A 20,003-nucleotide genomic window follows, 5' to 3' on the forward strand; every position below is an offset into this window, starting at 1 on the left:
AGCTCTATGAAATATAAGGACTTGCGCGACTTTATCGACAAACTAGAACAGATTGGTCAGTTAAAGCGCATTACTCAACCTATATCAACTGATTTGGCGATGACCGAGATCAGTGATCGTACGTTACGTGCTGGTGGCCCAGCGTTACTGTTTGAAAACCCAATTGGTTACGACATCCCTGTGTTAACCAATTTATTTGGCACCCCAGAACGTGTAGCAATGGCCATGGGACAAGAGGATGTTCAATCTTTGCGTGATGTTGGCAAGTTAATGGCAACACTCAAAGAACCAGAACCACCAAAGGGCTTTAAAGATGCCATCGACAAGCTACCGGTGTTTAAGCAAGTACTGAATATGCCGACCAAGCGTTTAAAAAAGGCGCCATGTCAGGAAATCGTATTCACGGGTGACGATGTTGACTTAACCAAGCTGCCTATCCAAAAATGTTGGCCAGGAGATGTTGCACCGTTGATCACTTGGGGCCTAACGGTTACCCGTGGTCCAGAAAAAGAGCGACAAAATTTAGGCATTTACCGCCAGCAGTTGTTAGGTCCTAACAAGATCATTATGCGCTGGCTTTCACACCGCGGTGGTGCATTAGACTTTCAGGAGTTTAAAAAGCGCCACCCTGGTGAAAAGTACCCTGTGTCTGTCGCACTTGGTGCCGATCCGGCAACTATTTTAGGCGCCGTCACGCCTGTCCCTGACACATTATCAGAATACGCTTTTGCGGGCTTGTTACGTGGTAGCAAAACTGAAGTGGTAAAAAGCTTAAGCAATGATTTAGAAGTACCAGCGTCGGCAGAAATTATTTTAGAAGGTTACTTAGATCCTGAAGAAACCGCACCAGAAGGTCCATATGGTGATCACACCGGCTATTACAATGAAGTCGATAACTTCCCAGTAATGACGGTAACCCATGTGACTATGCGTAAAGACCCTATCTACCATAGCACTTACACTGGCCGTCCACCTGATGAACCGGCCATTTTAGGTGTGGCGTTAAACGAAGTATTTGTGCCTATCATTCAAAAGCAGTTTCCGGAAATTGTCGATTTTTATTTGCCACCAGAAGGCTGTTCATACCGCCTAGCCGTGGTCACCATGAAAAAACAATATCCAGGCCATGCCAAGCGAGTCATGATGGGGGTTTGGTCGTTCTTACGACAGTTTATGTACACCAAATTCGTTATTGTTTGCGATGATGATGTCAACGCTCGAGATTGGCATGATGTGATTTGGGCAATGACTACGCGCATGGATCCGGCACGGGATACGGTAACGGTGGAAAACACACCAATTGACTACCTTGATTTTGCTTCACCGGTATCTGGTCTGGGCTCCAAAATGGGTATGGATGCCACCAATAAATGGCCTGGTGAAACCGATCGCGAATGGGGCGAGCCAATAACCATGGACGATAACATTAAGCAGTATGTGGATGATATTTGGGAAGAACTTGATATTTTCGATACTCCTAAACCACAAGATAAGTGATTATTAAGAAAGATTATGAAACGAATTAACTGTCAGGTTGTATCACTACAACCTTTAACAGAACACGTATATCAGGTGCTATTAAAGCCTGAACAAAAAGTTGCATTTGCCGCAGGCCAATACCTTAATTTTGTAATGGCAGAGGACGATAAGCGCCCATTTTCTATTGCGTCAGGGCCAAGCGATGAACTAATAGAACTGCAAATTGGTGCCTTTGCTGCCGATAGCTGGGCGATGCAGGTTATCGATCGTATCAAAGCAAGTGAAAGCGTTGATATTGAAATGCCAGGTGGTAATGCGCAGTTACGTGACAACAGCGAGCGCCCTATTGTCTTGCTCGCTGGCGGCACTGGCTTCTCATATATTAAGTCAATATTAACCGAGCTGGTTACTCGTCACTATCAACAGCCGGTATTAGTGTATTGGGGCCTACGTGAACCAAGCGCATGCTACCAACTTGATGAAACACAAGCGTTAGTAAACCAGTTAGCACATGGCCAATTTGTCCCTGTCGTAGAAAATGCTAACGATAATTGGCATGGTCGTGTTGGCAAGGTTCATGAGCCGCTATTAAACGACGTAGTATCGCTGGCTGATTATGACATATACATGGCAGGTCGTTTTGAGATGGTCGGCTTTTTACGCGATGAATTTATTAAAGTCGGCGCTAAACGTGAACATATGTTTGCTGACGCGTTCGCATTTATCTAAAGAGATGCGCATCACAGAGGAAACCTAGCAACCCCCATATTGTCAGGTGTCTATCTCCTAAAGACAGTAATTGCGAGTTTGTAATACCTGGTTTCACGCTATAAACCGCTGTTTTATTGGTTCTATGCTAAAATAGGTCTACATTTGCATTCGCTTATTGTTAATCGAACAACTGACAGTACGGGCGTTGTAATTGATAAACGCCAGCTGTTCTGGTTGGTAAATACACACCGTTAACCGCGAAGCAAGGGTGCGTGGTACCGCACACAACGCTGGTCAATCGGTACAAATTTGAACATTTATACTATGAAATTAACCAAATTATCTTTATTGGTGATCGGTGCGATCGCCTCAACTCAAGCACACTCTGCCGCTTTCCAACTTGCCGAACACAGTGCCTCTGGCTTAGGTCGTGCATTCGCTGGTGACGCTGCTATTGCTGAAGACGCATCAGTTATAGCCCGTAACCCTGCCCTAATGAGCCAATTTGAGCAAAATGTTTTTACCGTAGCAGCCACATACATAAAACCCGATGTAAGCCTAGAGGGTTTAGGCGCACCGGCAGGTATCGATGCAAGTTCACTAAACGATGACAGCATCGCACCAGCTGCAGTCGTGCCTGGCGCTTATTTCTTAATGCCTGTTGATGACAAACTCTCTGTCGGTTTAGGTGCGTTTTCAAACTTTGGTTTAGCATCAGAGTTGAGTGAAAACTACCCAGCGGGTCAAATCGCCGGTGAAACCAGCATTACTACTGTTAACTTAAATGCGAGTGCGGCATACAAACTTAATGAACAGTGGACTGTTGGCGCAGGTTTAAACATTATTTATGCTGAAGCCGAATTAACGCGCTTTTTTGGTGAAACACCACTACCTTTGCCAGTAAACACAGTTGCAACGAAACTTGAAGGTGATGACATCGCCTTTGGTTGGAACGTTGGCGTAAGCTACGACATCAATGACAATCATCGTCTAGGCTTTAGTTACCGCAGTGAAGTTGAAGTCGCTTTTGAAGGTGACTATACCAACCAACTTCCTTCGGCGTTTGGTGGCTTGGAAGGTTCATCCATTGATGGTCGCTTAAATGTGAGTTTACCTGCCATTGCTGAAATTTCAGGTGTGCATCAAACGACAACAGATTTATCGCTTCACTACTCTGTTATGTGGATTGGTTGGAGTAGTTTAGACCGTTTAGATGCCGTATCAGAACAAGGAAATATCTTATTCAGTAAAGTCGAAGACTTTTCTGATTCATATCGCTATGCCTTGGGTGGTACTTATCAATATAACAGCGATGTCACCGTACGTTTTGGTATCGCTTACGACGAAACACCAAGTAGCCCTGCACACATGTCTATCTCAATTCCTGACAACAACCGCGTTTGGTACAGCACAGGCTTTAACTACAAAATTGACGACAACTCAAGCATCGACTTTGGTGTAACCTATATTCAAGGTAAAGGCGCAAGCTTCACCGAAGCAGACAACTTAGGTCAGCAATGGCAATTCTATTCAGAAGGTAATGCGACATTAATTGGCTTGCAGTATAACCAAGCGATTTAGCAACCTTGTTAGTTAGCTAGATAACTCTAAACAATGCAAAATGCCTGACATCGTCAGGCATTTTTTGTTATTAAGCCAGTCTCGTGGTGTGCATATTAGCTCTTTATATTATGAGCGCAACATCAACATGGCAAAGGGATCTCATCGTTAATTTACAGCCATCATTGAGGCGCTACGTGGATTTGCTAATAAGTCAGCAAACACCTGCCAGCGCTTGTTGGTATCGTTATGGCTTTGCGCTTCAACATAGCGCTTAACGATATCCTGGCCTAAATTGTAATTGATCACATAAGCGCGGTAGCGCTCAATAAAATCAACACGCTGGCGTGATTTTTGTTCATCACTCAAGGCATACTTCATTAAAAAATCGACTGCTTGCTGCTTATCTATGTCACCATCTAAATAGCGTTTGGCTGCAACATTGCCGGCATACGACAATTTCCCTAATAACGCCTGTACTTGGTAATAGGTTGCCGCCTTACTTGCATCAAGGCCTGCTAATTTAAACAACACTTGTTGCTCAAATTTAAGTCGTTGTTGCTCAGGAAAAGCGACCTCAATACCATAATTGGCACTGCCTTCGGCAAGTAAAGATAACGGTGAATATAATGGGTATACCGAGTATTCAACCCAACCCTTTGCATTGACTAAATGCTTTTCCATTAGAGAGTTGAACACATGGTGCCCTGGATAACCTTCATGGCTAGCTAAATCAATGGCACGATCTATCTGAATTGAAAAATCAACATTAATCTGGATTAAGCTAAAGCTATTACCTTTGTACCAGTTATAACCACTCCATGGCTTATCTGTAACGTATTCAATAGTAAACGCTTCATTATCTGGCAAGTCAATAAACTGCTTGGTGCGCTGGCGAGCCTCATCAATGGCGGCGATAAACACTTTACCTAGTTGTTCTTTAGGAATAACAAATTCTGCTTTAAACGATGCTAAGCGTTGATTTAATTCACCTTCTCCTGGTAATAAGCTGTCAAGTTCGGCAAGGGCCGCATCAAAGTCGGCTTCGGTTAAATCAGGCGATTTAGCGTCATACAAAGCCAGCGACTCTTCATCAAAGCTAAAGTGTTTACCATTTAGTTGCTCAATAAACGCTTTAACACTTTTCGCTTGTACCAACAGCATATCTTTGCGTAACGAAGGCGCGTTGATCGCCTCAACTTCGGTTATTAACTGCTCCGTTTGCTGCAACAGACTCGCTAAAGGTAACTGTGCTGCTTGCTCGCGCCATTCGCTAGGGCCATAGTAAGCATCAATATAATAGTCTTGGTGCTTGCCTACCATGAGTGTAAGTTTAACGTAGCGTTCTGCTAGTTCATTCATAACATTCTCGCTTGCTTGGCTGGTCTTTGCTGGCGTTGCTGGTTGTGATGGCTGTTTCACCTGACCACAAGCTAATAAGCCAATACAACTCAAAGCAACCAAACCCTTGCATATCATTGATTTCATTGTTGTTCCACCTTAGAAGACTGTGAATAATATTCTGCTAACGCCGCTAATTGTTGATCGCTAAAGCGTTGCATCATCACCTGTTTTATCTCACTTGTTCGTTGTCGATATTTATAGGCTTGCAATTGGCTGAGTAAATAATCGGCAGGTTGCTCAGCGAGATCAGGGTAAATTGATTCGCGGCTAATGCCATTTTGGCCATGACACGGCGCACAATAAGCAACGTGTTGTCGCAATTGCTCAACAGCGCGCTGTTGCTCGGCGAGTTGTTCTTGATCAAGCTCTGGGTGATCTGGTTTTGCTGTATCGACGGTGTTTAATGCGTCAGTTTCAGCGCTAACTTCGGGTAATGTAGAGTTTGCTGGGACTGACGGTTCACTTGCATACGCCTTTGCAACCAACGCAGAATTCAGCCAAAAAATAGTTAGGAATATTTTCATATAGACACAAAAAAAGCGCATACAGGATGCGCTTTTTTCTCAATTTGTCGCTTACTTAAGGCTAGCGTAGTATGCCGCTAAGTTAGCAATGTCAGCATCCGTTAATGGCATAGCCATTGGCGCCATAACAGGATCTTTACGAGTGCCTGCTTTAAAGTCTTTAAGCTGCTTAGCAATGTAAGCTTCTTTTTGACCCGCTAAGTTAGGGTACATAGGCACGGCAGAAACACCTTCAGCACCGTGACATGCAGCACATACAGCTGCTTTTGCTTTACCCGCTTCAATATCAGCGGCCATTGCCGGAGCTGCCATCATAACAGACGCAGTTAGAGCTAGAGTTAATTTTTTCATAAGTCACTACTCTTTTGGTTATTAAAATTTGAACACTCAGTTGATTATATGGAAAAAAACGTAACATGTCTGTGGTTTTTTTAGAAAAACATACAAGTGGATAAAATTATCGTAAAATAAAGCCAGTTTTCGCCGCAAAATTTGATATTAATCAACAATTATGGACGTTCTAAGCAACCAATATTTATCTCTTGGTAAGCAGTTTTATCAACGCAGCTTACCATGCAAAGCGCCGGCCCCTAGCACCCTATTGTTTAACAATGCTCTAGCAGAACAAATCGGTTTTAGTACGTCATTGATTGGCAACGCAAACTTACAAGCAAAGTTATTCAGTGGAACTGAGCTGTTTGCTGAAAGTGAGCCTCTTGCTTTAGCCTATGCCGGACATCAGTTTGGCCAACTTAACCCGCAACTAGGTGATGGACGAGCCCACTTATTAGGCGAAATAACCTCGAGCACAGGTACAGTTACCGAACTGCAACTAAAAGGTTCAGGACAAACCCCTTTTTCACGTGGTGGCGACGGCAAATGCGCATTAGGTCCAGCCATCCGCGAGTATCTGATGAGTGAAGCATTGCACGGCCTTGGCATTGCCACAACGCGCACGCTGGCGGTAGTCACAACCGGAGAAACAGTATGGCGTGATCAACCTCGACCGGGTGCAATTGTGACGCGCACTGCACAAAGTCATATCCGGGTTGGTAGCTTACAATACTTTGCTATCCGTGGCGATTACGACAGTATCAGGGCATTGGCTGATATCGCTATTGATCGTCATTACCCGCATATAAACAAGCAAGATGATGATTACTTACTGCAGTTTCTTAACGCCGTTATCGACAAACAAATTGCTCTTATTGTCAGTTGGTTAAGGGTGGGCTTTATTCACGGTGTGATGAACACCGATAACTCCTTGTTGAGCGGTGAGACCATTGATTATGGTCCATGTGCCATGATGGGTGCTTATCATCCTGGCACCGTATACAGCTCAATCGACCATCAAGGACGCTATGCCTTTGGTAATCAGGCGGCAATTGGGCAGTGGAATATGGCACGTCTAGCAGAAACCTTACTTGCTTTGGTAAGTGACGACAGTGACAAAGCGATAGAGCAAGTTAAGCCGATATTATTTGCCTATAGCGACAAATTTCAGCGCGCATACCAAGATATGCTCGCAAACAAATTAGGCTTCACCGAGCAAAGCGATGAGTCGCGCAGTTTGGCTGAGCAATTACTTAACATCATGCAAGAAAACGGCCTCGATTATACACAAACATTCATAACATTAAGTCAAGTGTTAGCGGGTGACACGGCGCTTAGACAGCTTGACGCCAGCTTATGTGATTGGTGTAAAACATGGCAAGCAGCGATCAGCAATACTGATAATGCCTTAGCGCTAATGGCCAAATCCAACCCTTTGGTTATTCCCCGTAATCATCATGTTGAGGCACTTATCGAGCAGAGCTACCAAACCAATAGCACGGCTCAAATTGACAAGTTTTTAGCGGTTGTTACGCGACCTTATCAGGCAACAGCTGATATTGCGCTTTATCAAGATCTACCCAGTGATGGTGATAAAGGTTATCAAACCTTTTGTGGTACATAAGTAAATCGTCGCGGCTCATAAATAGTAGGAAGTTTTTATGAATAAGATACAATCTATCAGTCATCCAAGCGAACTCGAAACCAGTATGCTAATTATCGATTTTGAACAAAACTGGGATGATGAAAATATTAATAGCTTAACTGAAATGCTGTTAGCCAAACTGAATGTTTCGAAAACAATCGAAACGATTGTCGGTGCTGATCGTCAAGATGTACGCTTTGAATTTGCCAATAGTATTTTACAGCTACATTTTGAGGTCAATAGCAACTCGTGTTGGCTAGAACCTGAACTCGGTAATGACCCAAATGGCGCAACTGCGATAGAACTGGCGCATAAAAGCTTGCTGTTATAAACACGGTTTGGCTCGCTAATCAGACCGCATTATTATCGCATCAGGTAATATGGCATTTATGACCCGATGCGATAACTTTAGTGCACTAAAACTTTAAAATGACCTTACCGTCGCTCTTATTCATTGCATAGTGTTCAAGACCATGAATAAAGGTTTCTGGTGTGAATTCACCATAAATATCGGTTTTAAAAATGCCCTCAGCAAACAGCTTTTGAACCTTGCGACTAAGTGACAAGATCGCTAATGGGTTGGCGCTCTTCATATACGTTGCCAACCAAAAACCTTCAATACGCTGATCTTTAAAGATTAAATCAGCAACGCCATACTGACCACCGTATGGGTGCATGGTTTCAGTGAGTCTGCCATAGACAATCGCGGTACTCGACTTTGGCAATGCATGCATAGTCTCAGCGGTTGCTTGATCTGCCACAGCATCTAACAATACGGTTGCCTGCAACTGCTCAGCCGCCTGTGTTAATTGCGGTACATAATCCTCACCTTCACTGTTTAATACAACATCAGCACCTAACGCTTGCAATACCTTGACGTTCGCATCGGAACGGACAATGGCGATGGTTTTTAAGCCTTGCATTTTGGCGTAGCGAATAACCCCTTTACCGACTTGGCTCGCTGCCGCGTTAAGGACAATCGCTTTGCTGGCAAGCTGCTTAGCACGCTCAACCAAACACACACTGGTGCAAGGGTTAACAATTAACGTGGCTGCTTGATTATCATCAATATCAGCACGTACAGGTAAACAATGATTGGCGGCAGTAATGGCGTATTTCGCCCAAACACCGTCACCACCAGGTTCTGCCGATAAAGCAACACGCTTACCTGTTAACCATTTACCATATAAACCGGCATTAGCCGCCACAACAGTACCACAGCCTTCAAAGCCCGCATAAGCGCCATCAACAGGCGGTAAGCCATATTTACCCATTAAGTAGACCAAATCGGATGGGTTAACCGGTGACGCCAGCATTTTCACCAACACCTGCCCTTGTTTTAATGCTGGTAATGGTTTTTCTGTAAGCTGGATGCGATCAGCAAGGGGCGCTTGTAAGTCATCTATAAAATTAAGGGCAAAGCCTAAGTTGTTATCGCTCATAATCTTCTATTTGTTCTATTAGTAAATAAAACCACTATAAAGCAAAAGCCTCGTCAATTCACATCGACAAGGCTATATGTTGTAAAACAGTAACGTTTGCAGGCCGATTAGAAAAATGCAGCCTGAGCATCTGGAGAAATATCGATACCGCTTACCTGTGCGCGTTGCAATAACTGCCAGTAATAACGATACGTTGCCCTATCATGCAATTCGCCTTTGTGCTGAATTGGCCCCCAACTGTTTTGTTGTGCTGCCAACAATATCGCCTCGGCGTCGGCTACTTCTTCATAGTTGGGTTTCATCGCATCAACAATTGCTTGTATTTGCGTTGGATAAATTGACCACATACGCATAAAGCCAAATTCGTTACGGGCGCGCTGAGCGTCAGCAAAGGTTTGATCGGCGTTTTTAAGATCAAGGGTAACGTTATGCGATGGCACGACGCCGTGCGCTAACGCTGCGGCAACCAACTCTGTCTTCGCTCGGTGCAGTAACGCGTGATCGAACTGACCAGGGCTGCGCATACAGCTTGCCGGAATCGCACCATTGTGGCCTGAAACAAAGTCCATCATGCCAAAATCTAATACTTGCACCCAATCGGTAGTAGCAATTTCCCATACGTCCCGCAACGCACCGTGGGTTTCAATAAGCACGTGAATAGGTATCTCTCGCTCAAGCTGATGCTCCGCAACAAGCGCTTGAATGTAAGCAACCATTTCTTTGATCTGCGCTGCTGTTGTGCATTTGGGTAACGTAATATAGGCCACTTTGTGGCCACATGCCGGTATTAAAATCTGCAAATCTTGACGCCAATGAGCGTGCGTATAATCGTGAATACGCACCCCCATCATTGCAAACTGGTTGTCGTCAGAGGCGATTAGCCGCGCTACCATCTCAGCATGTTGCTGCTCGCTCCCCGTGGCAGCACCATCTTCACAGTCGCAGGTAATATCAAATACTGGCCCTAATTGCTGTTGCATTTGCATAGCTTTGCTAATTAATTTTTCACTGCCAGCAAAATGCTCACATGAAGGAATAACCGCAAAAGGTTTTTCGGCATCAAATAAAGCGTCATTTGGATGAACCAAGCTGCTCATACTTTTCTCCTGATTATTGTTTTTGGCTACTCAACGAACAGCACTGTAATAAAATTACGTTATTTATGAAACTCATTATAGAAAAACATATATAAAGCACCTGCAAAGTGCTCTCCATCACGGCAACATTAGGCATTAAACGAAACTCAGCCGACAACATCACTTTAACCTAACTAAACAAGCCTCACGCTAATTGCACAATGGTTACTGCAATACTTTTATCACTTACCCTAGCGATAACCTGAACACATTTCAAACACTTTTTTAAAACATTTGTTTGAAATATATACTCAAATAATGTAATTGTTAATAAAAGTTTTCATTTTTTGTTCGGTTTTGCTCATTCACAGCAAAATTAAATAATACTGATTAATAACAATAAACCATAATGCGTCACAGCAAGGGGAGATATATGCATTACCATAATGAATTCCTCGATCATGTAAATGAACAGGATGTACTCGGTGGCTTTTGGCCTGGGATTCAGCTCTATTATCCGCCGATCAAATACTCTCCCAAAGATGGGCGATATGAAACAATAGAGCAAGCCACAGAGCGCTTGCACAAACATGCCCACGATTGCCAAGCCCACACTTTGTTGTTTGATCTTGAAGATGGTTGTCGACAAAAAGAGATGAGTCGAGAGCTCCTGCTCAATGAGCTGCCCAAATTTCCTGCTCGCGATTTTCAAATCGCGTTGCGCATCAATCCTTTTCGTACAGATGAGTATGAAAAAGATTTAAAAATGATTATGCAAGTGGCTGAATATATCGACGTCATCGTCTTGGCGAAAGCAGGTGAAATGTACGGTGCTGCGGAAATACGCGATTTATCTGCATGGCTACTGGGGGTTAACCCAGATATTGAAATTCAACCGATTATTGAACATCCGAGAAGTTTAAAAATCGCCGCCGAGCTCATGGCCTTTCCAGCAGTAAAGCATGTGGTGTTTGGTATTCATGATTTTTCCAAGGCGATGGCGATTCACTTAACGCCGGAAGGTTGGATTAACGAATTACTTACCTATTTGCGTAACCTTCTGCTTGAAGCTCGGATTGCCGGTAAGGGTGTAATTGGCGGCGTTGAGGTATTGATCAACGACACGCCGATGCCTGAACACTTTATTGAACCAAACGACGTCCGTCGCTGGTTAGATTTGCACGGTGACCATGAATCGCACGTGGTTCATGATCACGCCGTTATCGAAACACAAATGGGCTTAACAGGTAAGCAATTGATACACCCCTATCATATCCATTTGTGTAAGGTGGCCTTTACCCCGTCACCCAATCAAATTAAGCGCAATATTGAAATCCTCGAGGCTGCAATAGCCGCTGACGCGTTATTAGGTGGGGCAATAAAATTCGAAGGTGAAATGCTCGACCCGCCGATGTTTGGTAAAGCATTGCAAACCTTGTTAAGGGCCTATGCCTTAAAGTCATTAGACGAGAAAGACAAAAGGTTTGCGCTTGATGTATTAAAACGCCTACCGATAACCGTGATCCGAGAAAACTGGCCTTACGGGCGTATCTAGGGAGATGCTATGACAAGCTTCGATGATGTATTAATTGAAACAGCACAAGGTTGGCAATGGCAATTGCCCAGCCACTTTAATATTGCTGACGCCTGTATTCGCCAGCACGTACAAGCAGGACATGGCGATCGCACCGCGCTGATCGTCGAAGACGATAAGCTTGGCTGTCAGCAATTGAGCTATCAGCAGCTCGATCATGACTCAGCTAAATTGGCCTCTGTACTCGCCTCACTCAATATTGAGCCAGGCGATCGCGTGTTGATTCGTTTACCCAATGCAACCGATTATCCAGTCAGTTTTTTTGGTTGCTTGAAACATGGCGCCATCGCTGTACCAACCTCCACCTTACTATCAGCGAATGAAGTTGCCTATTTAGCACAAGATTCTGGCGCTAAAGTGCTGATCACCAGCAAACACATGTGGCCCGAATTAAAAACTATCGCTGAACAAGATAATCAATTAACAAGTGTATTATTGGCTGGCACTGGCGATATGCCACAATCCAATAGCCGCTTGCCACTATTTGATCTCAATGCCCTACTTAGTCAGGCTTCTGCTCGCGATGACATCATCAACAGTCGTATCGATGATGCCGCCTATTTAGTCTATACCTCTGGTACAACCGGCTACCCTAAAGGGGTGTTGCATGCGCATCGTTCTTTATTAGGCCGGTTGCCGGCGAGTCGCTACTGGTTTGATTTTAAACATGGCGACCGGATTATGCACTCGGGTAAATTCAACTGGACCTATGTACTCGGCTCAGCCTTAATGGACCCGCTATTTCATGGCCATACCGTCATTGTTCATGAAGGCGACAACGATGCCAGTACCTGGCCAAAACTGATAAAAAAACACGATTGCACCATTTTTATTGGCGTGCCTACCATTTACCGACAAATCATTCAAAAAACCACCTATAGCAAAGCTGACGTACCAAGCTTACGGCACTGCATGAGTGCCGGTGAGCATTTAAGTGATGAAATGCTCAGTGCCTGGCGCCAGCGCTTTGGCATGGATGTATTTGAAGCGATCGGCATGAGTGAATGCTCTTATTACATATCGCAAAATAAACACCAAGCGATTCGCCCAGGCGCTGCGGGTTTTGTCCAGCCTGGGCATCAAGTCACCTTACTCAATGAACAAAACCAACCGGCACAGATAGGTGAAGAAGCAATGATAGCCATAAAACAAACCGATCCTGGTTTATTTATGCAGTATTGGCAATTACCCGAAGCAACCAATAAGGCATTTCACGATGGCTATTTTTACACTGGCGATTATGCACGCCTAGATGAAGACGGTTATATTTGGTTTGTTGGTCGTAAAGACGACATTATCAATACCTTTGGCTACCGGGTATCACCGCACGAAATAGAGCGAATCATAAAGACCCATCCCGACGTCGCCGACTGTGTCGCCTTAGGTCAAAATATCGGCAATGATAAAACCTTAGTTTGTGCATGTGTTATTTTGCGCGAAGGCGCTAAGGTTAGTGAGCAACAATTGCTAAGCTTTGCCGATGCGAACCTTGCCAAATACAAAGCACCGAAAATCATCCACTTTTACCAAGACTTTCCAAGAACCAAAAATGGCAAAGTTTTGCGCAAGCAAATGCTTGCTGAATTACATAACGCCAAACGAGCAGCGGTTTAATGCGGGAGAATAAAATGAACTGTAGCAATCTAACAACATACCGCCCCCGACGCAGTGCCTTGTATGTACCTGCCCATCGTAGTCAATATATTGAAAAGGCACGTAAAGTAAATGCCGACGTGATTATTTTTGATTTACAAGAATCTGTACCACCAAATCGCAAAGACAGTGCTAGAGCGACCTTAGTAGAACATTTGGACAACAGTGATTTTGGCTATTCCGAAAGAATTGTTCGCGTTAATCATCTCGACTCAGCGTGGGGACAAGATGACATTGCCGCAATCGCTCAGTTGAATATTGATGGTGTCCTGTTCGCAGACATTGAGAGTGCGGAACAACTGCAAAACCATATTGACACTCTTGATCGGTGCGGTGGTAAGCGATTATCTGTCATGGCCAATATTGAGTCACCTTTGGGGGTGTTAAATTGTCAGCAAATTTGCGCCGCGAGTGAGCGATTAACTGCGATTATCATGGGCACATCTGATTTAGCAAATTCATTGCGTATTAACTTAACCTTGGATAGACAAGGTTTACTCACCTATCTATCTATGTGTATTTTAGCCGCCCGCGCTCACGATAAAGCCATTATCGACGGGCCCCATTTTGATTTAAAGGATGCAGTAGCGTGTGAGTTTAGTTGTCGCCAAGCGCGTGATCTAGGTTTTGATGGTAAAGCTGTTATCCATCCAGTCCAGCTCACCTACACCAACGATGCGATGACGCCTAAAGCAGAAGATATCAAGAAAGCGAAAGAAATCATTGCCGCAATGGAGCATGCTAATGCACAAGAACAATCGGTCGCCGTTATTGATGACCGGTTAATCGAGCCGTGTTTGCAGCAATGGGCACATCGCGTCATTTGCCTCTACAACAAAGTAAGTGAAATCGGCCAAGACGACTTATTTGGTAAGCCCTGTTAATAACAAAAAGAGTAAGTTCATGACTGAGCAGCATTATTTAAAGACCCCTGAAGGGCTATATTTTGAAGACTTTTACATTGGTCAAACCTTAAAGCATGGTGTACCCCGCACCATTACCACCGGCGATTGCAGTATGTATACAGCATTAACCGGATCTCGCTTTGCTTTGCATTGTGCCGACCCCGTAGCGCAAAAGCTTGGTTTTAGAACCACGCCGGTCGATAACTTTTTAGTGTTTCATATCGCTTTTGGCAAAACCGTGAACGATATCTCGCTAAATGCCGTTGCTAACCTTGGTTATGCACAATGTCGCTTCATAGAGTGTGTATATCCCGGGGATACCCTATCGGTTAGTAGCGACGTTATTGGCTTAAAAGAAAACTCCAATGGTAAAACCGGCGTGGTTTACGTTCACTCCAAAGCCTACAATCAAAAACGACAATTGGTTTTAGAATTTAAGCGCTGGGTAATGGTTCACAAACGTCATGCTGGTTTCACACGCCAAGAAAATGTCATTCCAGAGCTCGCCGATAATGTCGAGTTAACACAGCAAATTATTCCGAGGCAACTCGATCTTACTTTGTGGCCAAACCATGTTAGCGACCAGCAACGCCGCGCTAGCGAATTTGAAGTAGGCGATTGCATTTTTCATCGCGATGGCATCACCATTAATGACAGTGATCATTCATTAGCGACTCGACTTTACCAAAACAATGCACGGGTACACTTTGATCAGCACCTTATGCAACACTCAAAGCACGGTAAGTGCCTAGTTTATGGTGGCCATATCATCTCCTTATGTCGCGCCCTAAGTTACAATGGTATGGGCAACGCGATTTGGTTATCTGCCATTCACAGTGGCAGTCATGTCAATCCGTGCTTTGCCGGCGATACGATTTATACACAAAGCCAAGTATTAGCTATTAACTCTTTAGCTCATCGAGATGACTTACGCTTAGTGACTGTCCGCATGTTAGGTATCAAAAATAATATCCCTGAGCAAATGTCATGGCTTAGCCAACAATCCGAGCAAGGCAGGCAATATCATCCGGATGTTGTTTTAGATATGCGATTGAGCTATTTAATGCCGCGATAGTTCGGTTAGATTATGTCGCTTTGCTAGCAACAACGATAATAGGGCAATATTTATTGCCCTATTTTTTATTACGCTCTTAGTTAACCTGTGTGCAACAAGGTGGCAATAGCCAAGCTCATACAAGCCTATTACTTTCGACAAAAATTCCATATCACAAAGCCATCTCATGGCAATCGGATAGCTTGCGTGCTATACCATTGCTAGAGTCGTAATAATGGTAATACCAATCCCATTAAATTTTTGCTGACTCAGCGAGCATGTAATGGGATTGATATTACGCTGAAGCCTTAAACCCCAGGAGTGTCAGACAGTGAGATCCCTAGTTATAATTGCTTTTGTTCTGTTGGCTTTTTACTCGCACGCTCAGCAGCAACCGCCAGAGCCTGAAAAGCAAGTTGTGACAGAAACGAACCCCAAACAGGCAGAGCCCAAAGAGTCAGAACAACCACAAAGTCAAAACACAGAAAGCGAACAACAAGAAAACACTGAAACCGAGCAAAAAATTATTATAGAACCTGTCATTGTCACCGACTATCAAGATGAAATAGATAGCTTTTTTGAATTGTATCAACAAGACCAGATAAATGAGGCAATTGACTTTATCTATCGCTCTAACCAATACATTACCACCACATCAGAACAAGTCAGCAATAGGAAGACGCAGTTGTCCACACTTAAATCTTTAGTGGGGAAAATTCACCATATCGATAAAATAGACACCTATAAGGTCGGCGATAATTTTGTTCATATCACTTATTTGGTTATCTATGACCGCCAGCCGATTCGCTATGAATTTCAATTTTTCAAAATCACGGACAGTTGGAAAATTTATTCGTTTGCGTTCGATGATCATGTCACTATTGAAATAGCGGAACTCGCCAGAAAGGCGGCATTATCATCAAATAAGTGATAACCTCAGTAGATAATAAACATAATCGCAAGCGTGCACGGCACATAAAATAAGGACGTTAAAGTGAACTTAAACCAAGTAACACTGCCCACATTTAATATGGTTGCAACTACCGAGTTTTATCGAGGAATGGGCTTCATTCAGATCGTTGACACACCGCATTATGCGCGTTTTGAATGCCCCGAGGGCGATGCCACATTTTCTTTATCGCTTTGCGAGAAAACCTCTGATAATCCATCGGTTATTTACTTTGAGCATGAAGATTTAGATACTTGGGTTGGTGAGTTGCAAGCCAAAGGCTACGAGTTTGCACAAATGCCAAAAGATGAACGGTATTTATGGCGTGAAGCAATAATATTTGACCCAAGTGGCAATAAAATAAAACTGTACTGGGCAGGTGAAAATCGCAAAAACCCACCTTGGCGAGTGCCTAGGGTCTGAGGCTAGCTAAACCGACAAAAGAATTCGCCGCCATAATAGACAGTAACCAAACTCTAGGAGAGAAAAATAATTATGAATCCGTCTAACTGGGAAGATATCCTACTATTGGATGAGCAGCTTACTCAAGAAGAGCGAATGATCCGCGATAGTGCTCGAGAATTTTGCCAAAACGAGTTGCAACCCGGTATTTTAATGGCTAATCGCAATGAGCATTTCGACATCAGTATTATGCGTAAATTTGGTGAACTCGGGCTGTTAGGGGCAACAATCGATGGCTATGGTTGCTCTGGCGTATCTTATGTCGCGTATGGTTTAATCGCTCGTGAAGTGGAGCGAGTTGATTCAGGCTATCGCAGTGCCATGAGCGTTCAATCTTCACTAGTGATGCACCCTATTTATACCTGGGGAAGTGACGCACAAAAACAGCAGTATTTACCGAAACTGGCCACTGGCGAGTTAATCGGTAGCTTTGCATTAACCGAGCCTGACGCAGGCTCTGATCCTGCCAGTATGAAAACCCGTGCGGAAAAAGTGGATGGCGGTTATCGGTTAACAGGAAGCAAAACGTGGATTACTAACGCACCTATCGCCGATCTATTTATTGTTTGGGCCAAATCAGCAGCCCATGACAACCAAATTTGTGGCTTTATTTTAGAAAAAGGCATGCTAGGTTTAAGCACACCCAAAATTGCAGGAAAGCAATCACTAAAAGCCTCGATAACCGGCGAAGTCGTTATGGATAATGTCTTTGTTCCTGAAGAGAACATGTTCCCTGATGTGCGCGGTTTAAAGGGGCCCTTTAGTTGTTTAAATATGGCCCGTTATGGCATCTCTTGGGGGGTTATGGGTGCTGCCGAAGACTGCTGGCATCGTGCGCGCCAATACGGCTTAGACCGCTTACAATTTGGTAAACCGCTAGCTCAAACTCAGCTGTTTCAAAAAAAACTCGCCGATATGCAAACGGAAATAACCCTGGGTTTACAGGCATCATTACGAGTCGGGCGCCTCATTGATGAGCAACGCTTTGAACCAGCCATGATTTCGCTGATTAAGCGTAACAACTGCGGTAAAGCGCTTGATATAGCTCGCACTTCGCGTGATATGCATGGCGGCAATGGTATCTCAGATGAATTTCACGTGATTCGTCACATGATTAATTTGGAAACGGTCAACACCTACGAAGGCACTCATGATATTCATGCCTTAATTCTAGGTCGTCAACAAACCGGCTTGCAAGCCTTTTTCTAGCATGCGCAAACGCTAGCCCCTAAAAAGCACAGTGGCACGTTGTTGCTGTGCTTTGTGTTATAACACGTTTACAGCGGAACAACCTTGCCAATGTAAGGTAAATGACGATACTTCTGCGCATAATCAATGCCCACCCCAACTACGAATTCATCGGGAATTTCAAAACCTACCCACTTAACATCAACCTCTACCTCACGTCTCGATGGCTTATCGAGTAAAGTACAAATATTAATGGAATTTGGTGAGCGCAACTCCAGTATTTTTACGACTTTCGCTAACGTGTTGCCCGTATCAATAATATCTTCGACTAAAAGCACGTCCTTGCCTTCAATATTGCTACTGATGTCTTTAAGAATATGTACGTCGCGTGAGCTTTCCATGGCATTGCCATAACTGGATGCCGTCATAAAATCCACTTCGTGATTAACATCAATGACCCGAGCAAGATCAGCCATAAATACAAACGAGCCTCGCAACAAGCCAACCATTATCAGCTCCTCACTGTGTTGATAATACTGACTAATTTCGGTGCCTAATTGCATTACTCGTGCGGCGACTTCGGCCTCACTGATCATTACATCAACTCTATGTTCCATAGCCTACCCTGCGCCAAGCGCCCTCATTTACATTATCATTAACTATAGTTAATGAAGACTTTTCTGTCGCTACTCCCTAGCATTTCAGGAGAAAACGTTACAAAGCTTGATTTGTTGTATTAATCGTTTAAGCTCTGCCTACTTTTTCGCAGTATGAAAGTTATTATGACAACATTATTAAAATCATTTATAAAAACCATATCTATCACCGCACTATTAGTCGCTACCAGCGCCCATGCGACTATAGTCCAATTTAACACCAACATGGGCAACTTCGAGGTTAACCTAACCGACGAGCACACGCCTGAAACGGTTGCTAACTTTTTGCAATATGTTGATGCCGGCACTTATACTGATGTTATCGTGCACAGACTCGAAACAAACTTTGTCATACAAAGTGGTGGCTACACCTACAACGCTGATGATAATACGGTCGTAGCAATAGAATCTCTCGACCCTGTTGTAAATGAGCCCGTATTCTCAAATGTACGTGGCACCATTGCTATGGCTAAACTCGGCAACGATCCAAACAGCGCTACCAATCAGTGGTTCTTTAACGTGGCTGATAACGCAAGCAATTTGGATTTTCAAAACCAAGGCTTCACCGTATTTGGTGTGGTTTCAGAGCAAGGTATGGAAATTATTGACAGCATCAACAAGTTAAAAAAAGGCGACTTTGGCGGTGCATTTGCAAACACACCAATGCAATCATTCCCTGCTGAAGGAGAAACGGTATCTTCGGAGCACTTAGTCATCATTGAATCAATCACGGTTGTCGACACTGGCGCCAATACCATAACAAGCCTACCACCGATGAGTACGTATGTGCCAAGCGATGAATCGGCAGATGGCAGCAGTAAATCATCAGGTGGCAGCTGGTATGCCATGCTATTAATTGCTGGCTTAGGCTTACTGCGTCGTAAGTTCTAATGAAACTAAGGGTTTATGTTATAAAAGCCCCGATTAGGGTACTGCGCATCCAAAGACGGCGTAGTACCCTGCGTTTTAAGCGACAGATGCTAATCGTTAAGCAAGCACTTGCCCAGGAAAAGCAAGAAACTCGAGAAATGCTGGTTATTTATCGTAAATACACGCGTAAACAAGCCAGCAAAGAAGAAATGAAAATGGCCAATCAACAGTTCATTGATTTGCTTAAAGGTTTAGGTATTGGTGTTGTCGCTGTATTACCCTTTGCACCGATAACCATTCCTTTGGTGATTAAGCTGAGCCACTTAGTTGGCGTCAACATTCTGCCAAGCTCATTTACCGATAAAAACAAACCCTAGCAAACCAAATTGACATCTTGGTTCGCTATGCGAACTGCCATACCTTTGCGTTAATTTCGTACAAACTTTGCTAACAAGTTAATCTACCATTGGCTTTTTACGGGCCGCTTTAACTTGAATT

20 protein-coding genes are annotated in these 20,003 nt (G+C 43.9%); 14 read left to right on the forward strand and 6 right to left on the reverse strand.

Annotated elements, in window-relative coordinates:
• Positions 1-6 precede the first annotated feature (6 nt).
• The 3 genes from ubiD to ACAX20_RS14380 all read left to right on the forward strand — a co-directional run bounded on the left by ubiD (position 7) and on the right by ACAX20_RS14380 (position 3,771).
• Positions 7-1,497, forward strand: coding sequence for a 4-hydroxy-3-polyprenylbenzoate decarboxylase (gene ubiD, locus ACAX20_RS14370; RefSeq protein WP_371187295.1), 1,491 nt, complete (start codon positions 7-9; stop codon positions 1,495-1,497).
• A gap of 15 nt (positions 1,498-1,512) precedes the next feature.
• Entirely contained in the window at positions 1,513-2,208 is a 696-nt protein-coding gene (fre, locus tag ACAX20_RS14375) for an NAD(P)H-flavin reductase (RefSeq protein ID WP_371187297.1), read from the forward strand.
• A 306-nt stretch (positions 2,209-2,514) separates the two neighbouring features.
• Positions 2,515-3,771, forward strand: a complete 1,257-nt coding sequence (locus ACAX20_RS14380) for an outer membrane protein transport protein (protein WP_371187298.1) — start codon at positions 2,515-2,517, stop codon at positions 3,769-3,771.
• 147 nt (positions 3,772-3,918) lie between these two features.
• Here the strand turns inward: ACAX20_RS14380 and ACAX20_RS14385 are convergent, their stop codons facing one another.
• From ACAX20_RS14385 to ACAX20_RS14395, 3 genes are read right to left on the reverse strand one after another with little or no spacing between them, the layout of a single operon-like run.
• On the reverse strand, positions 3,919-5,238 hold the full coding sequence (locus tag ACAX20_RS14385; RefSeq protein WP_371187300.1) for a hypothetical protein: 1,320 nt from the start codon (positions 5,236-5,238) through the stop codon (positions 3,919-3,921).
• The gene (locus ACAX20_RS14390) at positions 5,235-5,678 is read right to left on the reverse strand and encodes a cytochrome c (protein WP_371187302.1); all 444 of its coding nucleotides are present in this window, start codon (positions 5,676-5,678) and stop codon (positions 5,235-5,237) included. The genes ACAX20_RS14385 and ACAX20_RS14390 overlap by 4 nt, the downstream gene beginning before the upstream one ends.
• A gap of 51 nt (positions 5,679-5,729) precedes the next feature.
• Positions 5,730-6,029 (reverse strand): cytochrome c, encoded by a 300-nt coding sequence (locus ACAX20_RS14395; protein WP_371187304.1) that lies wholly within the window; start codon positions 6,027-6,029, stop codon positions 5,730-5,732.
• Positions 6,030-6,189: 160 nt separating this feature from the next.
• On the opposite strand from ACAX20_RS14395, the gene ACAX20_RS14400 reads away from it, so the two are divergent.
• Positions 6,190-7,635, forward strand: coding sequence for a YdiU family protein (locus ACAX20_RS14400; RefSeq protein ID WP_371187306.1), 1,446 nt, complete (start codon positions 6,190-6,192; stop codon positions 7,633-7,635).
• A gap of 37 nt (positions 7,636-7,672) precedes the next feature.
• On the forward strand, positions 7,673-7,987 hold the full coding sequence (locus ACAX20_RS14405; RefSeq protein ID WP_371187308.1) for a DUF3630 family protein: 315 nt from the start codon (positions 7,673-7,675) through the stop codon (positions 7,985-7,987).
• Positions 7,988-8,072: 85 nt separating this feature from the next.
• Here ACAX20_RS14405 and ACAX20_RS14410 read toward each other — a convergent pair whose 3' ends face one another.
• Together ACAX20_RS14410 and ACAX20_RS14415 are read right to left on the reverse strand one after the other, a co-directional pair.
• Entirely contained in the window at positions 8,073-9,098 is a 1,026-nt protein-coding gene (locus ACAX20_RS14410; protein ID WP_371187310.1) for a zinc-binding dehydrogenase, read from the reverse strand.
• Positions 9,099-9,205: 107 nt separating this feature from the next.
• The gene (locus ACAX20_RS14415) at positions 9,206-10,195 is read right to left on the reverse strand and encodes a CoA ester lyase (protein ID WP_371187312.1); all 990 of its coding nucleotides are present in this window, start codon (positions 10,193-10,195) and stop codon (positions 9,206-9,208) included.
• A 412-nt stretch (positions 10,196-10,607) separates the two neighbouring features.
• Between ACAX20_RS14415 and ACAX20_RS14420 the strand changes: the two genes are divergently transcribed.
• The 7 genes from ACAX20_RS14420 to ACAX20_RS14450 all read left to right on the forward strand — a co-directional run bounded on the left by ACAX20_RS14420 (position 10,608) and on the right by ACAX20_RS14450 (position 18,000).
• Positions 10,608-11,729, forward strand: a complete 1,122-nt coding sequence (locus tag ACAX20_RS14420) for a CoA ester lyase (protein ID WP_371187314.1) — start codon at positions 10,608-10,610, stop codon at positions 11,727-11,729.
• Positions 11,730-11,738: 9 nt separating this feature from the next.
• Positions 11,739-13,382 (forward strand): acyl-CoA synthetase, encoded by a 1,644-nt coding sequence (locus ACAX20_RS14425; protein WP_371187316.1) that lies wholly within the window; start codon positions 11,739-11,741, stop codon positions 13,380-13,382.
• A gap of 14 nt (positions 13,383-13,396) precedes the next feature.
• A complete protein-coding gene (locus ACAX20_RS14430) occupies positions 13,397-14,305 on the forward strand; it encodes a CoA ester lyase (protein WP_371187318.1) in 909 nt (302 codons plus the stop codon).
• 19 nt (positions 14,306-14,324) lie between these two features.
• Positions 14,325-15,401: a MaoC family dehydratase gene (locus tag ACAX20_RS14435; protein WP_371187320.1), complete on the forward strand. Its 1,077-nt coding sequence runs from the start codon at positions 14,325-14,327 to the stop codon at positions 15,399-15,401.
• 310 nt (positions 15,402-15,711) lie between these two features.
• Complete coding sequence (locus ACAX20_RS14440) at positions 15,712-16,311, forward strand: hypothetical protein (RefSeq protein WP_371187322.1); 600 nt, start codon at positions 15,712-15,714, stop codon at positions 16,309-16,311.
• A 63-nt stretch (positions 16,312-16,374) separates the two neighbouring features.
• Positions 16,375-16,752: a VOC family protein gene (locus tag ACAX20_RS14445; protein WP_371187324.1), complete on the forward strand. Its 378-nt coding sequence runs from the start codon at positions 16,375-16,377 to the stop codon at positions 16,750-16,752.
• Between the two features lie 72 nt (positions 16,753-16,824).
• Positions 16,825-18,000, forward strand: a complete 1,176-nt coding sequence (locus tag ACAX20_RS14450) for an acyl-CoA dehydrogenase (RefSeq protein ID WP_371187326.1) — start codon at positions 16,825-16,827, stop codon at positions 17,998-18,000.
• A 68-nt stretch (positions 18,001-18,068) separates the two neighbouring features.
• On the opposite strand, the gene hpt is transcribed toward ACAX20_RS14450, so the two are convergent.
• Positions 18,069-18,596: a hypoxanthine phosphoribosyltransferase gene (gene hpt / locus ACAX20_RS14455; protein ID WP_371187327.1), complete on the reverse strand. Its 528-nt coding sequence runs from the start codon at positions 18,594-18,596 to the stop codon at positions 18,069-18,071.
• A 165-nt stretch (positions 18,597-18,761) separates the two neighbouring features.
• Here hpt and ACAX20_RS14460 point away from each other — a divergent pair, with 165 nt between their 5' ends.
• Positions 18,762-19,526, forward strand: coding sequence for a peptidylprolyl isomerase (locus tag ACAX20_RS14460; RefSeq protein ID WP_371187328.1), 765 nt, complete (start codon positions 18,762-18,764; stop codon positions 19,524-19,526).
• Positions 19,526-19,882 (forward strand): hypothetical protein, encoded by a 357-nt coding sequence (locus ACAX20_RS14465; RefSeq protein ID WP_371187330.1) that lies wholly within the window; start codon positions 19,526-19,528, stop codon positions 19,880-19,882. The genes ACAX20_RS14460 and ACAX20_RS14465 overlap by 1 nt, the downstream gene beginning before the upstream one ends.
• Positions 19,883-20,003: the final 121 nt, after the last annotated feature.

The organism is Thalassotalea sp. Sam97 (genome assembly GCF_041379765.1).
Lineage (GTDB): Bacteria > Pseudomonadota > Gammaproteobacteria > Enterobacterales > Alteromonadaceae > Thalassotalea_A > Thalassotalea_A maritima.

Excerpts from the sequence above, each read along its gene's own strand:
- ACAX20_RS14385 (WP_371187300.1), bottom strand. The coding sequence starts at position 5,238 with ATGAAATCAATGATATGCAAGGGTTTGGTTGCTTTGAGTTGTATTGGC.
- ACAX20_RS14430 (WP_371187318.1), top strand. The coding sequence starts at position 13,397 with ATGAACTGTAGCAATCTAACAACATACCGCCCCCGACGCAGTGCCTTG.
- fre (WP_371187297.1), top strand. The coding sequence starts at position 1,513 with ATGAAACGAATTAACTGTCAGGTTGTATCACTACAACCTTTAACAGAA.
- ACAX20_RS14410 (WP_371187310.1), bottom strand. The coding sequence starts at position 9,098 with ATGAGCGATAACAACTTAGGCTTTGCCCTTAATTTTATAGATGACTTA.
- ubiD (WP_371187295.1), top strand. The coding sequence starts at position 7 with ATGAAATATAAGGACTTGCGCGACTTTATCGACAAACTAGAACAGATT.
- ACAX20_RS14405 (WP_371187308.1), top strand. The coding sequence starts at position 7,673 with ATGAATAAGATACAATCTATCAGTCATCCAAGCGAACTCGAAACCAGT.
- ACAX20_RS14435 (WP_371187320.1), top strand. The coding sequence starts at position 14,325 with ATGACTGAGCAGCATTATTTAAAGACCCCTGAAGGGCTATATTTTGAA.
- ACAX20_RS14420 (WP_371187314.1), top strand. The coding sequence starts at position 10,608 with ATGCATTACCATAATGAATTCCTCGATCATGTAAATGAACAGGATGTA.
- ACAX20_RS14390 (WP_371187302.1), bottom strand. The coding sequence starts at position 5,678 with ATGAAAATATTCCTAACTATTTTTTGGCTGAATTCTGCGTTGGTTGCA.
- ACAX20_RS14415 (WP_371187312.1), bottom strand. The coding sequence starts at position 10,195 with ATGAGCAGCTTGGTTCATCCAAATGACGCTTTATTTGATGCCGAAAAA.
- ACAX20_RS14395 (WP_371187304.1), bottom strand. The coding sequence starts at position 6,029 with ATGAAAAAATTAACTCTAGCTCTAACTGCGTCTGTTATGATGGCAGCT.
- ACAX20_RS14460 (WP_371187328.1), top strand. The coding sequence starts at position 18,762 with ATGACAACATTATTAAAATCATTTATAAAAACCATATCTATCACCGCA.
- ACAX20_RS14400 (WP_371187306.1), top strand. The coding sequence starts at position 6,190 with ATGGACGTTCTAAGCAACCAATATTTATCTCTTGGTAAGCAGTTTTAT.
- ACAX20_RS14450 (WP_371187326.1), top strand. The coding sequence starts at position 16,825 with ATGAATCCGTCTAACTGGGAAGATATCCTACTATTGGATGAGCAGCTT.
- hpt (WP_371187327.1), bottom strand. The coding sequence starts at position 18,596 with ATGGAACATAGAGTTGATGTAATGATCAGTGAGGCCGAAGTCGCCGCA.
- ACAX20_RS14425 (WP_371187316.1), top strand. The coding sequence starts at position 11,739 with ATGACAAGCTTCGATGATGTATTAATTGAAACAGCACAAGGTTGGCAA.
- ACAX20_RS14465 (WP_371187330.1), top strand. The coding sequence starts at position 19,526 with ATGAAACTAAGGGTTTATGTTATAAAAGCCCCGATTAGGGTACTGCGC.
- ACAX20_RS14380 (WP_371187298.1), top strand. The coding sequence starts at position 2,515 with ATGAAATTAACCAAATTATCTTTATTGGTGATCGGTGCGATCGCCTCA.